Raw genomic sequence first — 14,361 nt, forward strand, 5'->3', positions numbered from 1 at the left:
AGTCTTGAATTTGCGCGCGGCGCTCGCACTGATTCGTTTAAAACGTCGCTGCGACGGTCATGTCCATAAGTCGACACTTACGGACGTGCGCACCCCCTTACAAGTCCATTAACATCGATTTCAGGAGGGTACAACAAGATCGCCTGATACAGCAGGGGAGAGCCATGTCAAGGAGAAAGTTGAAACTGACGCCGTATCTGGCGGCAGGGGTCGCCTCGCGCGACGACTTTTCCATCTACGTCACCGCGCGCCGCAGCGCCGATGGGCGATTCTATGCCGATCTGCTGGTGAGCCGTAAAGTGGATGGCCGCCGTCTGTTCCCGTTCGATGGCGCACCCGAGGTCGGTCCGTTCAACAGTATCGAGGAAGCGCGGCTCGCCGCCGAGGAGTATGGTGCGCGAATCGTCGCGGCCGACCTTGCCTGTCCCGAGGCGTGAGCGCGGCCCGCCGCGATATCGCCTGGCGACACCCTCCCCGTCAAACGCTTGCCCTGGTTCACGACTGGCACGCGGTGGGTCTGTGCGCCCGCCGTTTTCGTTCTGGCGTCGTCGACGTCGCCTTCCTCGAGCACCAGTCCGGCGGCGCGCTGATTTGATTGGCACGTCGAATAGCGGGATGTCATCGAACGAAGGCGCGCCGCGCGGAACAACGCTTGCTCGCCTGTGGCTCGCCGTCATTCGGGCACGGTGCATGTGGCGCCGTACCGCGGCATCGCTCACGTTCACGGAGAAGCACAAATGGACAAGGAACTCGAAGCCCGCATTCGCACGCGGGCGTACCAGATCTGGGAAAACGATCCGTCGCCGGAAGGGAAAGCCGACGACCATTGGGAAGAAGCGCGCCGGCAGATCGAGGCGGAAGGCGCGGCCGACGACGCTGCCGTGCAGCAGGAGCCGACCGATCAGTCCGCGGAGCGCGAGCGCGGCTCGCGCATCGCGCCCGATGAGCAACTGCAGGAAATGTCGGGCGATGACATGGAACCGCCGAAGCGCGCCACGCGGCCGCGCGCCGGGTAAGCGAGCGCCGCCCCTTTACACCGACGCCGGCGATGGCGTCGGTGCCACCGGCAATGCGCGTTGGTGGCGCGTCGCGGTCTCTCATCAGTGGTCCCGCTCGACGCGCGGGAGTTGATCGAAGTAATGCTCGACGCGCGACAGCGCATACATCGCGGCGGCCGACCGCACGTCGTTGCGGTCGCCCGAAAAGCGCCGCGTCTCGGCGAACGTGGTGAACTCATTGCCGCGCCGTCGGAACGACCACGCGAAGCATTGCGTGCCTGGTGGCGGATCGTCATCGGAGCCGCCATGCGCGCCGCTATCGGCGAGCCCCGTGTTCGATACCGCGATGTCCGCGCAGCAGCCTTCCTGGCGCAGCGCGCCCTCGGCCATTTCGCGCGCGACCGCTTCGCTGGTAAGCCCGTATTGCTTCATCGTGCTTTGCCGCACGCCGAGAAAGCCTGCTTTGCCCGATGGCGAGTAGCTGACGAAGCCGACATCGAGACACGCGCCGCTACCCGGCACGCTCGCCAGATACGACGCGATCTGACCGCCGGTGCAAGATTCGGCGGTCGCGAGCTTCAGACCTCGCGAGCTGAGGAAGGACACGACCTGCATGGGAATGTTCATGATTTTCGCTTTTGTTGTGCGACGGATTCGGACCGGCATTTTGTTCGTGCAATCGCTCTCGAGAAGCGCGGAGCAAAGATCGGTCCGGGCGCGCTTCACGTTTCGCGCTTCGCCACGAGCACCTGCCGGCTGTATGCTCATTGCTGAAGCGTGAAAGAGCAGCGGACTCGCGCGCGGCCCCGTCGCAATGCGTGGCGCGCGCAGCGCTGCACATTCGCGAGGAGGGGGCGATGAGCGATTTCGACGAAGCGCGCGCATGGATGGTCGAACGGCAGATCGTGCAACGCGGCGTGCGCGACGACTGCGTGATCGAGGCGATGCGGCGCGTGCCGCGCGAGGCATTCGTGCCATCCGATCTGCGCGAATTCGCGTATGACGATACGCCGCTGCCGATCGGCGGCGAGCAGTCGATCTCGCAGCCGTACATCGTCGCGAAGATGCTCGCGGCCGCCGAGTTGCAGCCCGGCGATCGCGTGCTCGACATTGGCACGGGCTCCGGCTATGCGGCCGCGATCGCCGCGGAGATCGCGGGCCGGGTGGATTCCATAGAACGCGACGCGAGCCTCGCCGAGGGCGCGCGCGAGCGCTTGCAGCGGCTCGGCTACGAGAACGTCGAAGTGCATGTCGGCGACGGCACCGCGGGTTTTGCCGCGCATGCGCCCTATAACGCGATCATCGCGGCGGCGGGCGGACCGCGTGTGCCGCGAGCGCTGCGCATGCAACTCGCCGTGGGAGGACGGCTCGTGATGCCGGTCGGCAGCAGTCAGAGCCGTCAGCGGCTCGTGAAGATCGTGCGGCGCGACGAACACGACTACGACGAACATGCGTTCGGCGACGTGCGCTTCGTGCCGCTCGTCGGCGACGATGGCTGGCCGGAGCCAGGCGGCGCGGCGCGCGCGGATTTGCGGCCCGCATCCACGTCCACGCCCATCCCGCTCACGCCTACGCCGGCCGCACCTATGCCGGCCGCGCTCGAACTCGCGATTCGCGACGCGGCCGAACCGTTGCCCGACATCGATTCCGCGGAATTCGCGGCATTTTTCGACCGCTTCGCCGGGCATCGCGTCGTGCTGCTCGGCGAGGCCAGTCACGGCACGTCGGAGTTCTACCGTGCGCGCGCGGCGATCACGCGGCGCCTCGTCGAGCAGCACGGCTTTTCGATGATCGCGGTCGAGGCCGACTGGCCCGACGCCGCGATCGTCGACCGGCATGTGCGCGATCGGCCGATGCCCGGCGGGCGGTCCCGACCGTTTCGCCGCTTTCCGACCTGGATGTGGCGCAACACCGACTTCATGGGCTTGGTCGCGTGGCTGCGCTCGCACAACGCCGCGCACCCCGAGCGCGAAACGCGCTTTTACGGGCTCGATATCTACAGCCTTTCCGAATCGATCGACGCGGTATTGCGCTATCTCGACAGCGTCGACCCTGCCGCGGCGTGCATCGCTCGCGAGCGTTATGGGTGCCTCAGTCCGTGGCAGAAAGATCCGGCCGTGTACGGACGCGCCGCGTTGAGCGGCGGCTACGCGCAGTGCGAAGAGCACGTGGTCGCGCAACTCGGCGATCTGCTGAAAAGCCGGCTCGACTATGCGCGCGAAGACGGCGAGCGCTTCCTCGACGCGGCGCAGAACGCGCGGCTCGTGGCGGTCGCCGAGCACTACTATCGCGCGATGTACTACGGCGGGCCGCAAAGCTGGAATTTGCGCGACACGCATATGTTCGACACGCTGCGTCATACGCTCGACAGCCGCGGGCCGCAGGCGCGTCTGGTCGTGTGGGCGCACAACTCGCATATCGGCGACGCGAGCGCCACGCAGATGGGCCGCATGCAGGACGAGATCAATCTCGGCCAGCTGTGCCGCGCGCAGTTCGGCGACGCGGCGGCGCTGATCGGGTTTGGCACGCACAGCGGCACGGTCGCCGCGGCGAGCGATTGGGGCGGACCGATGGAGGTCAAGACCGTGCAGCCATCGCTCGGGGGCAGCGTCGAATTCAGCATGCACGGCACGGGTCTCCCGCGCTTCCTGCTCGACCTGCGGCCCGGCATGCACGACACGCTGCGCGAACGGCTGCGCGCGCCGCTACTGGAGCGCTTCATCGGCGTCGTCTACCGTCCCGGGACTGAGCGGTATAGCCATTACGCGGAAGCGTCGCTGGCCGAGCAGTTCGATGCGTTCGTGTGGTTCGATCGCACGAGCGCGGTGAGCGCGCTGCCCGTTTCCGCCGACGAAAAGAACCACGCGGCGGAGACTTTTCCATTCGGTGTGTGAGGGCGGTCGGCACGCTCACGCCTCAGGCGAGGAACGCGGCTTGCAACGGAACGGACAGTGCATTCCAGCTGGTCCGAACCGAGGGGTCGGTCATGAACAAGGTTGTACAGCGCCTTGCCATCGCCGCGATGTCGGGTGTTGCCAATGGCGTCGTCTGCGCGCAAGGCGCCTGGCGAGTTGAGCCGCGACCAGGCGAACCGTGAACACGCGGGGCGCGCGAACCAGGCCGCGGTTCAGCACGGACAGCGCCGCCAGCATGGCGCGAGCAGCGCGCGCAAGCGGCGACGCGGCCCGGCTGCCGCCGTCGCCGCGCGTGCTCGCGATCCCGCCATGAAGGACGAACCGGTCTGGTTCCTGCTGATCGGCGCGCTGCTCACGTTCATGGCCGTCGCGCGCGGGCCGATCCGCCGCTTGCCGCTGACCGGCGCGATGATCTATCTGCTGGTCGGCGTGGCGGTCGGGCCGGCCGTGTCCGGGCTCGTCGGGGTCGATCTGCTCCGCAATACCGCGTTGCTCGCGACGCTGGCTGAAGTCGGGCTCGTCGTGTCGTTGTTTTCGATCGGCATGCATCTGCGCGTGCGGCTGCGCAATCCGCTGTGGTTGTTGCCGCTGCGGCTCGGCGGCCCGGCGATGCTCTTCACCGTCGCCTTGATGTTCGGCTTCAGCGCTTTGGTGACCGGCCTCGCGGACGGCGCGGCGTTGTTCCTCGCGGCCGCGCTCGCGCCGACCGACCCGGTGCTCGCCAACGAGCTGCGCGTGACGCAAGCTGGCGACGACGAGCCCGTGCGGTTCGCGTTGTCGGGTGAAGGCGGCCTGAACGACGGTGCCGCCTATCCGTTTGCGGTGCTGGGGCTGACGCTTGCCGGCGCGAGGCTGTTCGGCTCGGGCAGTGGCGTGCATTTCGTCGGCTCGGTGCTGTGGGGGATCGTCAGTGCGCTCGTGATCGGTTGCGTGTTTGCGATCGTGTTCGCGCGTGCGATCTTCTTTCTGCGCACCCGCTACGGCGAAGCGATCGGTCTCGACGGATTTCTCGCGCTAGGCCTGATGTCGACGTCGTACGGCGCGGCGCTGCTGCTGCACGCGTATGCGTTCGTCGCGGTGTTCGTGGCGGGCGTCGCCGTCCGTCACGAGGAACTGCGCGCGACGGGCGACAAGAATCCCTCGGAAGTGCTCGACGAGGTGCAGCACGGCGAACAGGTCGATGTCGCCCAGGATCCAGAAATGGCGCATGCGGTCCTCGCCGAATCGATGATGGGCTTCATGCGCGAAATGGAGCGACTCGCGGAGTTGTCGCTGATGCTGATCATCGGCTGCGTCGTGTCCGCGCACTGGCGCGAGATGTTCGATCTGCGCGCCGTGTTGCCCGCGGTGTTTCTGTTTTTCGTCGCGCGGCCGCTGTCCGTCGTCGTCGCGATGATGGGTGCGCGCATCGACAATAGCCAGCGGCATCTGATGGCGTGGATGGGGATTCGCGGCGTCGGCGCGTTTTACTACCTGATGTTCGGCCTCGAATACGTGCGTGGCGCGATGACGCCGCTGCTGCCCGCCGTGCTCGATGCGATCGTGTTGTCGGTGCTGCTGCATGGCTCGACCGCGAACTATCTGTTGCGGCGGTATTTCGACCGGCGTCGCTGAATGAAGAGACGGGCGCGATGGCGCGCGTTAGTTGTCGCGCCGCGCTCCGCGTGGCTCCCGTTTGCCGCTCCTTGTATCGCAATGTATCCGCGCGGCCCGGGGATACGTGCGCTTACCAAACCCGCTGATCCAGACACATGCGAGATACGTCGGCGCGTTCAAATACGTGCACCGCAAGTTCGAGCCCGGATTTGCAGACCTGAATATCACTGGATCAACAGGAGTAAGCCACCATGACCCGCATCGAAGAAGTGCTGTACACCGGCAAAACCCATACGACCGGCGGCCGCGAAGGCGCCGCGCGCAGCTCGGACGGCCGTCTCGACATCAAGCTGTCGCCGCCCGGCACCTCGGGGGGCGGAACGAATCCCGAGCAGTTGCTCGGCGCGGGCTGGTCGGCGTGTTTCATCGGCGCACTCGGGCTGGCGGCGCGCGCGTTGCACCTGCCGTTGCCGGCCGATACCAGCGTCGATGCGGAGATCGATCTCGGCACCACCGATGGCGCTTATTTCCTTCAGGCGCGTCTGTTCGTCAGTCTTCCTGGTGTTGAGCGTGACGTGGCGCACGGGTTGATCGAGCGCGCGCATCTGACCTGCCCGTATTCGAAGGCGTTGCGCGGTAATGTGGATGTGCAGACTACGCTCGTTTGAGCGTCGCTGAGGGTGGTGGCGGGGCCGCGCCGAAGCATCGCGTGGCCCCGCTACGCCGCAGGCGCAACCGACGCTCCCGCGATGTTGTGCCGCGCGAGCGATTGCGCGACAAAACCCGAGCCCTTCATCTCTTCGACAAACGATCGCAGCGCGTGAGCCGCCGCTTCGCCGCGGCTCTTCGGCACACCCATCGCCTGCCGGATCACCATGAAGCGCTCGTCTAGCAGCCGCAGACCGGGAGTTTGCTTCGCATCGGCCTCGAGTTGCTGCTTCACGCCTGCCGCCACTTCCAGATGCTGCTCGATAAACGTCGGCACGACGCTCGGCGAGCTCGGCGCGCGCACGATTTGCGCGGATTTCAGCTCGCGCGTCAGAAACAGATCGTATGCACTGCCTTTGCCGACGACGACCCGATTGTGCGCCCGATCCACATCCTGATTCGAGCGCACCGGCGAGTCGTCGCGCACCAGGTAGAAGCCTTCGATCAGCACGTACGGCGCCGTGAATGCAATCGTCTCGCCGCGCGACGGATCGATCGCGAAGAAGCCGAAATCCGCGCGCTCGTCGCCGACGGCCTGCACCGATTTGCCGGCCGTATCGAAGACCACCAACTCCAGTTCGACGCCCAGCTTCGCGGCGAACGCGCGCGCGAGATCGATCGATACGCCGAACGGCTCGCCGGAGTCGGCGTGACGATTGGCGAGGATTGGATTGCCGAGATTGATCGACGCGCGCAACTTGCCCGTGGGCGTGAATGCGGTGACGACGGAGGGATCGATGGTCATAGAGGCTCTCGTGGCGACGGCGTTGGGGCGAGCGAAGTCTCAGGGTTCAGAGATTTCGCTCGATCTCAAGCATGCTGCGCCTTCAGACTCTTCTGCAATGTCGGCGGGATGTCAAGACGCGTTTCGATGACCATGGTCGCGTCGAACGGTCGAATGGTCAGAAGCTGGTGAAGGTCAATTATTGATAAATCTATCTGATGCGCATGAACTGCGACCAATTTTCAGAGTTGGTCGATTGTGGCGCGCACAAATCTGATGAACGATCAAAGCGGATGCGGCGGAATCATTGCCACCATTCTCAATAGGCGCCTGACTTGCGTCACTGGCGCATTTTTCATTAAGGAGCACTGCAAAATGCCGGACACACGACAACGTAGTAGCAAGTTCTATCGGTTGGTCACAGGGGGAGGGCGTTATCGCAGCCCGGACGACGGAATGTGGATAGATATAGCTAGCAGTTCGGCCAGCAGCACCAGGCGTTATGGGACAGACGGCGTGCGATCCATTCACATCTATCCTGGTCATAGGGGGCGTAATGCCTGATGCACTTGGAACGGCACTAACGAACACCGATCCCAATTCGAATGTAACGGTCCAATCGGACCGGCTCGGCAAGCCTTGGCGTCTTTCGACAGACGGGTATACGTTTATGGCCGTCCTCGAAAGTGGCGTAGTAAATGGAACCTATCTTGGCATGCCCGTCGTAAACGGCTTTATTGTGAAGGTCTATGACGACGGTTACGGAATTCCGACAGTAGGCTTGGGGCATAAAGTGCTCCCACACGACAATCTCAGAATTGGCGATGTGATATCTGTTGAGCGAGCGAAGGCTTTTTTTGAGGTAAATTTGCGGCCAATTGAGAGAGCCATAAATAACGACATCCGGGTGCCCCTCTATCAATACGAGTATGACGCGCTTGTGTCGATCCTTTATAACTCAGGACCATATCCACGTGATGGCGATGCGTGGTATCCGAAATCGCGCTGCAAGTATCTCGCGGATCATCTAAACCGCGGTCAATACGACAGAATGCGCGATGTAATTCGCTCGTTCATCGCGCATAGAGTGCCGTGGCGTCGACGCCTGGAAGCGCAACTGTTTGTAACGGGGGTTTATGATGCGCGCCACTAGCATATTGGCGTTGCTCTGCCTGGCTGCGCAGCCGACTCATGCATCCACATCAATCTATGGATCGGCTTTCGACTATAAAAAGGCGCAGCCCGCAAGCGTATATTTCACTGGGAAAAGCTCCGCAGAGATTGCGTCGTATTGCCAGAAGGAGTATCTCGCGACGATGGATGTATCGGCTTGTGCCCAATTCGATTACGAAGTGGCAGCCAAAGCCCTAAACGGGAAGATTGCCGAAATAGAAATGATAACGAAAGGCTATGATCGCGAGCATCGAGCTAACGGAGAACCTGAGGCACTTCCTTTTTTTGAAAACGCGCAAGCGAACTGGCAACGTTACAGGGACAATAATTGTTACTCGGAGACTTATCAGGTTGGGCAAGCATCATTGCACTTTGTATACTTTTGGGACTGCATGACCCGAATGACAAAGAACAGGCTTGATGAATTGACCAGGCCGGACGCCAAGGAATGAAGAAGCGGCCCCCCGTGTCTGCGGGGCCGTGCTTGCAACGGCGAGGAACGCCCCCTATCCATACCACGTCCCCCCGCGCTCTCACCCACCAGCGCCACTTCAATCCCGCAACTTAACCGCCGTCATCCGCGGCATCAACAGATGAATGATGCCCAGCGCAACCAGATACGCCGACGCGCCGACCGTAAAGAGCGCCCAATACTGCCCGGTGCGCTGCAAAGTCTCGCCGATCACGCCGGAAAAGAAAAACGAACCGACCATCCCCGCCACGCCGCCGATACCGACCACCGTGCCGACCAGCCGCTTCGGAAACACGTCGCCGACCGTGGTGACGAGGTTCGCCGACCAGCCCTGGTGCGCCGCTGCCGCGAGACCAACGGCGAAGACCGCCCACCACAGGCTCTGGAAATACGACAACGTTGCGATCGGCACCACGCACAATGCACAAATGAGCATCGTGAGCTTGCGCGCGAAATTCGGCCTGTTGGTGCGGGCCATCAAACGCGACGATAGCCAGCCACCCGCCACGCTGCCGACCGATGACATCGTATAGATAGCGATCAGCGGCAGGCCCATGTTGCCGATGTCGATATGGCGCGACTCATTGAGCCACTTGGGCAGCCAGAACAGATAGAACCACCACACCGGATCGGTCAGCAGCTTGCCGAAGACAAACGCCCACGTTTCGCGGTACTTGAGCACCGACAACCAGCTGACTTTCTGCTCGACGAGTTCCTCGCGATCCGCATTGATGTAGTCGAGTTCTTCCTTCGACACCGACGGATGCTCCGAAGGCTGCCGATAAACCAGCATCCACACCGCCAGCCAGATGAAACCGGTCGCGCCGCCCGCGATGAACGTCGCGCGCCAGCCCCACATCACGGCAGCGATCGGCACGAAGGCCGGCGCCACGATGCCGCCGATCGTCGCGCCCATGTTCCAGAAGCCCGTCGCTAGCGCGCGTTCCTTCTTCGGAAACCACGTGGCGGTAGTGCGGATCGCAACCGGAAAATTGGCTGCCTCGCCGAAGCCGAGCAGACCGCGCACGGCCGCGAAGCCCGGCACGGTCGATGCCACCGCGTGGAGCATCGCCGCGAGACTCCACAGCGCCATCGCGCTGCCGTAGGCCTTTTTCGTGCTGACGCGATCCGCGATGCGGCCGAAGATCGCGAGACCCACCGCATAGGCGACCGTAAACACCATCACGGTCTGTGCATACTGCACCTGGCTCCAGCCGATATCCTTTTGCAGCAGCGGCGCGAGCAGCCCGAGCATCTGACGATCCATGTAGTTGATCGTCGTCGCGGCGAAGATCATCGCGCAGATGGTCCATCGGTATCGTCCGACGGCCGTGCGTGCGGCGGCCGTCGTGGCTTCTATCGTTTTCATTGTGTCTCCTTAAAGTTTCTGGGAATGGTGTCTATACGGTTGTTCGATGCAGTTAATGCGCGGAGGCTGGCATTGCTTCGCGCGGGCTCATGCGGGAGAAGAACACGACCCCGGCGGCCACCACCGACATCAGCGCGAGTCCAGTGAGGCCGCCCTCGATCGAGCCGGTCTTCTGTTCGAGGAAGCCGAAGGCCGCTGGCGCGACGAAGCCGCCGAGGTTGCCGATCGAGTTGATCAGCGCCAGCACCGCGGCGGAAATCCGCGCGTCGAGATAGCCCTGCGGGATCACCCAGAACAGTGACGAGGCGGCCTTGAAGCCGATCGCCGCAAAGCAGATCGCGACGAACGAAAACGCCGGGCCGCCCTGGCCGGCCGCATACATGCCGAGCGCGGCGATCAGCAGCACGCACGCGACCCACGCCTGCTGGAACTTGAAGCGCGCCGCGAGCATCGCGAACAGATACATCGCCGCGATCGAGATCAGCCACGGAATCGAGTTGTACAGGCCAACCTGGAAATCGTTGAAATGGCCCATCTTGCGGATGATGCTGGGCAGCCAGAAGGTCGCGCCGTAGATGGTCAGCGATACCGCGAAGTAGATCAGGCAAAAGATCAGGATTTGCGGATCGCGCAGCAGCGCTCCTATCGATGGCATGACCGGGTGCGCGGCGGCGCGTTGGCGTTGCTCTTCGTCGACCGCATCGAGCAAGGCGTCCTGCTCGGCGCGGGTGAGCCACGCGGCGTCGCGCGGCTTCGAGTCGAGCCACAGCAGGATGAAGCCCGCGAGCACGACCGAGAACATGCCTTCGATAATGAACATCCACTGCCAGCCGCGCAGCCCCGCGCCTTCGATCAGCATGAGCCCGCCGGAGATCGGCCCGGACAGCACCGAGGCGAGCGCCGAGCCGCTTAGGAAGATCGCCATCGCCTTGCCACGCTCGTTGCTCGGCAGCCATTGCGTGAAGTAGTAGATGACGCCGGGAAAGAAGCCCGCTTCAGCCGCGCCGAGCAGGAGCCGCATCGCGTAGAACGACGTCTCGCCGCGCACGAACGCCATGCCGGCCGCGGCCAGCCCCCACGTGAGCATGATGCGCGCGAGCCACAGCTTCGCGCCGTAGCGCTGCAGCAGGATGTTCGACGGCACTTCGAAGATCGCGTAGCTGATGAAGAAGAGCCCCGCGCCGAGCCCATAGGCCGCCGCCCCGATGCCCAGATCGGCGCTCAGATGCTGGCGCACGAAGCCGATGTTCACGCGGTCGATGTAGTTGACGATGAACATCACGACGAACAGCGGCAGCACGCGCCATTTGATCTTGCGCACCGCGCTCGCCAGCGCGCTGGCGCGCTCGGGCCGCGCCGGGTCGGCAATCGGGCTACTCATGGGGTTGTCTCCTTCGATGGCGAAGCGCGTTGCGCGTCGCAGGGCTCGTAGGCGCGGATTGGAAGTGGGAGTTAAAAGCGCGGATTCTTGCCGGTGAAGCCCAGCTCGTACTTGCGCATCTGCGAGAGGTCATCGCGACTGCGCACGCCGCACGACAGATACTGCGCATGCAGTTCGGCGAGCCGCTCGCGGTCGAGCTCGACGCCGAGGCCCGGCGTAGTGGGCACGCGCACCGAACCGTTGTCGAACTTCACGCGACCGCCCTTGATGACTTCTTCCTCCTGCCACGGGTAATGCGTGTCGCACGCATAGGTCAGGTTGGGGATGCTTGCCGCGACGTGCGTCATCGCCATCAGGCTGATGCCGAGGTGCGAGTTCGAATGCATCGACATGCCGAGATCCCACAGCTTGCACATGCGCGCGAGCGTCTGCGTCGCGCGCAGGCCGCCCCAGTAGTGGTGATCCGACAGCAGGACCTTGACCGAACCCATCTCGGCGCCGCGCCGGAAATCTTCCATCGTCGTGATGACCATGTTGGTCGCGAGCGGCAGGCGCGTGTGCTTCGCCAGTTCGGCCATTCCTTCGAGACCCGGGCACGGGTCTTCGTAGTACTCGAGCAGCTCGTCGAGTTCCGGTGCCGCCGCGATGCTCGTTTCGAGCGTCCAGTTGGCGTTCGGGTCGAGGCGCAGCGGCACGCCGGGGAACGCCTGATGCAGCGCGCGCATGCACGCGATTTCGTGTGCCGGTTCGAACACGCCGCCCTTCAGCTTGATGCTCTGGAAGCCATACAGCTCGATCATTCGCCGTGCCTGCGCGACGATCTGCTCGGGGCTCAGGCCTTCGCCCCAGGTGTCGGGCGCATAGGGCTTGTCGACGTGCTCGGCGTACTTGAAGAACAGATAGGCGCTGTAGGGCACGGCGTCGCGCACCTTGCCGCCGAGCAGATCGACGATCGGCGCGCCGACGATTTGCCCTTGCAGATCGAGCATCGCGACTTCGAGCGTGCTGATGACTTTCGGCGCGTTCTTCGCCGAGTGCGAGCCGGGCGCGAGTTCGAATTCGACCGCGCCCGGCCTCGCCTTGATCGACGCTCGCACGCGCTCTTCCATGCGATTGAGGTCGAACGGCGACAGGCCAGTCACTAGCGACTTCGCCTGTTCGAGCACGCGCAGCATCGGTTCGTCGCCATAGGTCTCGGAGATGCCGACGCGGCCGTCGCTCGTCTCCAGCTCGACGATGGCGCGCAGCGCCCAAGGTTCGTGGATTCCGGCGGCGTTGAGCAGCGGGCCGTCGCGGAAGGCGATCGGGGTGGTGCGCACCTGCGTGATGGTGATGTCGCGAGTCATGATGGCAATCGGCATAAGAGGAGTTTGATGGGACGGATGGTAAAGCACTAATGTATTAGTGCGTTACTGGGGTAAATACCCACGTGCACTTTTCGCGGAATTCCACTCGCAAGCCCGCTGGAAGGGGCGGGCGTCGGCTATAGTACTAGTGCCTCAGCGGACCGCCATGCCGGGTCACGCCTGCTTCCATGCTTCAGTTTCTGCCATGAAAAACCACGCTCATTCGTCGACGGTAACCCGGCTCGACCGCTCCCGCCACGCCGCGCCGCAAGTATTCGAACGACTGCGCGAAATGATCCTTTCCCTCGAACTCACGCCGGGTACGGTGCTGTCGCGCACCGAGCTGGCGAACCGCTACGGGCTCAGCCAGACGCCGGTGCGCGACGCGCTGATGAAGCTCGGCGAAGAAGGTCTCGTCGACATCTATCCCCAGCACGCGACGGTCGTCAGTCAGATCAACGTGACGTCCGCGCTGCAGGCGCATTTCCTGCGCCGCTCGATTGAACTCGAAGTGGTGCGCACGCTCGCGGAGCAGCGCGACGCCACGCTGATCGCTGAACTGCGCCTGACGATCGCGCGGCAAACGGAATTGCTCGACCTGAGGAACTATGAGCAGTTCTCGCTGCTCGATCAGGCGTTTCATCGGCAGATGTACGAGGCGGCCGGCGTGCCGCAGCTATGGGATCTGGTGCGTAGGTTGAGCGGCCATATCGACCGGCTGCGGCGCCTGAATCTGCCGGTGGAGGGCAAGACGATAGCGGTCGTGCGCGATCACAGCGAGATCGTCGATGCGATCGACAAAGGCGATGTCGAGGCGGCGCAGGCAGCGCTACGCAAGCATCTGTCGGGGACGCTGAGTCAGATCGATCAGATCCGCACAAGTCATCCGAATTTTTTGGCGGACGAGTGAGCGTTCGCTGATTCGCTGGCTACGGCTGGTTCACGGTCATTCTGAATGGACCGCCGTTCGCGGCCGCGTGGGATACCGCTTCGTTGAGCGGACCGCAGCATCCTCGTTTTCATGTTCATCGAACTGGAAGCGCGGCGCTGTTCGGACCCGCCTGGGAAAACGAAGCGCGCCGCATGATCGCGTTCTTTCGCGCACGCATGATCTCTTTGCCACCGACCCATCGTTCGTCGAGCTAGTGGAGCGCCTGCGTTCGTCCAGTGCGGAGTTCGCCGGCTGGTGGATCGCGCACGACGCGACGACCCTAGGACCTTGGTCCGATTGACGCGACAGCCACGCGTGGCACCCTTGTACAAAGCCGGCATACTCGTATTCAACCTGTCAGGGAGGTCGCCATGTTTTCATGGAGCCGGGAGTTCGGGGTCGCGGTCATGGCTGTGTCCGTGATGGCTTGCGCGGGAAGCTCCTGGGCAACCGAACAGGCTCAGCAGCGTCGCGCCGGACGTGACGTTCGCCAGGAGACACGCCAGGGTTCCCGCCACACGAAGCAGGAGTGCCGGGCCACAGACCAGAAGAGCAATTCGCAATGCCGGCAGGACAAGCGGCAAACCAAGCAGAACGGCCGTGAGGCGGCCAGGAATATCAAGTATTGAGCGTTTGCGTTCGCGTGCGCCAGCTGGGCACCGAACCAGCGACAGCACGGGAAGGCGGACGCCACGTCCACCAGATCAAGCGGGGAAGCTGATGCGAGCCTGCCGATATGTAGCGCTGT

Annotated in this window: 14 protein-coding genes; 9 read left to right on the forward strand and 5 right to left on the reverse strand. The window is 63.6% G+C overall.

Going from position 1 to position 14,361, the window contains the following annotated elements; translation table 11 throughout:
- Positions 1–164: 164 nt before the first annotated feature.
- Together OKW28_RS16405 and OKW28_RS16410 are read left to right on the forward strand one after the other, a co-directional pair.
- On the forward strand, positions 165–437 hold the full coding sequence (locus OKW28_RS16405; protein WP_184059249.1) for a DUF6723 family protein: 273 nt from the start codon (positions 165–167) through the stop codon (positions 435–437).
- A gap of 300 nt (positions 438–737) precedes the next feature.
- Positions 738–1,016 (forward strand): DUF2934 domain-containing protein, encoded by a 279-nt coding sequence (locus OKW28_RS16410; RefSeq protein ID WP_429447313.1) that lies wholly within the window; start codon positions 738–740, stop codon positions 1,014–1,016.
- 84 nt (positions 1,017–1,100) lie between these two features.
- On the opposite strand, the gene OKW28_RS16415 is transcribed toward OKW28_RS16410, so the two are convergent.
- The gene (locus OKW28_RS16415; RefSeq protein ID WP_429447314.1) at positions 1,101–1,625 is read right to left on the reverse strand and encodes a CinA family protein; all 525 of its coding nucleotides are present in this window, start codon (positions 1,623–1,625) and stop codon (positions 1,101–1,103) included.
- Positions 1,626–1,855: 230 nt separating this feature from the next.
- On the opposite strand from OKW28_RS16415, the gene OKW28_RS16420 reads away from it, so the two are divergent.
- The 3 genes from OKW28_RS16420 (at position 1,856) to OKW28_RS16430 (ending at position 6,177) form a co-directional block, all read left to right on the forward strand.
- Positions 1,856–3,892 carry a protein-L-isoaspartate(D-aspartate) O-methyltransferase gene (locus OKW28_RS16420; RefSeq protein WP_429447316.1) on the forward strand — a complete coding sequence of 679 codons (2,037 nt, stop codon included), beginning with the start codon at positions 1,856–1,858 and terminating at the stop codon, positions 3,890–3,892.
- A 330-nt stretch (positions 3,893–4,222) separates the two neighbouring features.
- The gene (locus OKW28_RS16425) at positions 4,223–5,527 is read left to right on the forward strand and encodes a cation:proton antiporter (RefSeq protein WP_429448733.1); all 1,305 of its coding nucleotides are present in this window, start codon (positions 4,223–4,225) and stop codon (positions 5,525–5,527) included.
- A 233-nt stretch (positions 5,528–5,760) separates the two neighbouring features.
- Entirely contained in the window at positions 5,761–6,177 is a 417-nt protein-coding gene (locus OKW28_RS16430) for an organic hydroperoxide resistance protein (RefSeq protein WP_429447318.1), read from the forward strand.
- A gap of 50 nt (positions 6,178–6,227) precedes the next feature.
- Here the strand turns inward: OKW28_RS16430 and OKW28_RS16435 are convergent, their stop codons facing one another.
- Entirely contained in the window at positions 6,228–6,962 is a 735-nt protein-coding gene (locus OKW28_RS16435) for an ABC transporter substrate-binding protein (protein WP_429447320.1), read from the reverse strand.
- A gap of 535 nt (positions 6,963–7,497) precedes the next feature.
- On the opposite strand from OKW28_RS16435, the gene OKW28_RS16440 reads away from it, so the two are divergent.
- Both OKW28_RS16440 and OKW28_RS16445 read left to right on the forward strand, forming a co-directional pair.
- Positions 7,498–8,094 (forward strand): lysozyme, encoded by a 597-nt coding sequence (locus OKW28_RS16440; protein WP_429447322.1) that lies wholly within the window; start codon positions 7,498–7,500, stop codon positions 8,092–8,094.
- Positions 8,078–8,566, forward strand: a complete 489-nt coding sequence (locus tag OKW28_RS16445; protein WP_429447324.1) for a lysozyme inhibitor LprI family protein — start codon at positions 8,078–8,080, stop codon at positions 8,564–8,566. Before OKW28_RS16440 ends, OKW28_RS16445 begins: the two co-directional genes overlap by 17 nt.
- A gap of 99 nt (positions 8,567–8,665) precedes the next feature.
- Here the strand turns inward: OKW28_RS16445 and OKW28_RS16450 are convergent, their stop codons facing one another.
- The 3 genes from OKW28_RS16450 to OKW28_RS16460 all read right to left on the reverse strand — a co-directional run bounded on the left by OKW28_RS16450 (position 8,666) and on the right by OKW28_RS16460 (position 12,682).
- A complete protein-coding gene (locus OKW28_RS16450) occupies positions 8,666–9,955 on the reverse strand; it encodes an MFS transporter (protein WP_429447326.1) in 1,290 nt (429 codons plus the stop codon).
- Positions 9,956–10,007: 52 nt separating this feature from the next.
- Positions 10,008–11,336: an MFS transporter gene (locus tag OKW28_RS16455; protein ID WP_429447327.1), complete on the reverse strand. Its 1,329-nt coding sequence runs from the start codon at positions 11,334–11,336 to the stop codon at positions 10,008–10,010.
- A 71-nt stretch (positions 11,337–11,407) separates the two neighbouring features.
- On the reverse strand, positions 11,408–12,682 hold the full coding sequence (locus tag OKW28_RS16460) for a glucarate dehydratase family protein (RefSeq protein ID WP_429447329.1): 1,275 nt from the start codon (positions 12,680–12,682) through the stop codon (positions 11,408–11,410).
- Between the two features lie 205 nt (positions 12,683–12,887).
- Between OKW28_RS16460 and OKW28_RS16465 the strand changes: the two genes are divergently transcribed.
- Together OKW28_RS16465 and OKW28_RS16470 are read left to right on the forward strand one after the other, a co-directional pair.
- On the forward strand, positions 12,888–13,592 hold the full coding sequence (locus tag OKW28_RS16465; RefSeq protein WP_429447331.1) for a GntR family transcriptional regulator: 705 nt from the start codon (positions 12,888–12,890) through the stop codon (positions 13,590–13,592).
- Between the two features lie 392 nt (positions 13,593–13,984).
- On the forward strand, positions 13,985–14,242 hold the full coding sequence (locus OKW28_RS16470; RefSeq protein ID WP_429447333.1) for a hypothetical protein: 258 nt from the start codon (positions 13,985–13,987) through the stop codon (positions 14,240–14,242).
- Positions 14,243–14,361 lie beyond the last annotated feature (119 nt).

Origin of the sequence: Paraburkholderia sp. 40, assembly GCF_050434105.1 — a bacterium.
GTDB lineage: Bacteria > Pseudomonadota > Gammaproteobacteria > Burkholderiales > Burkholderiaceae > Paraburkholderia > Paraburkholderia tuberum.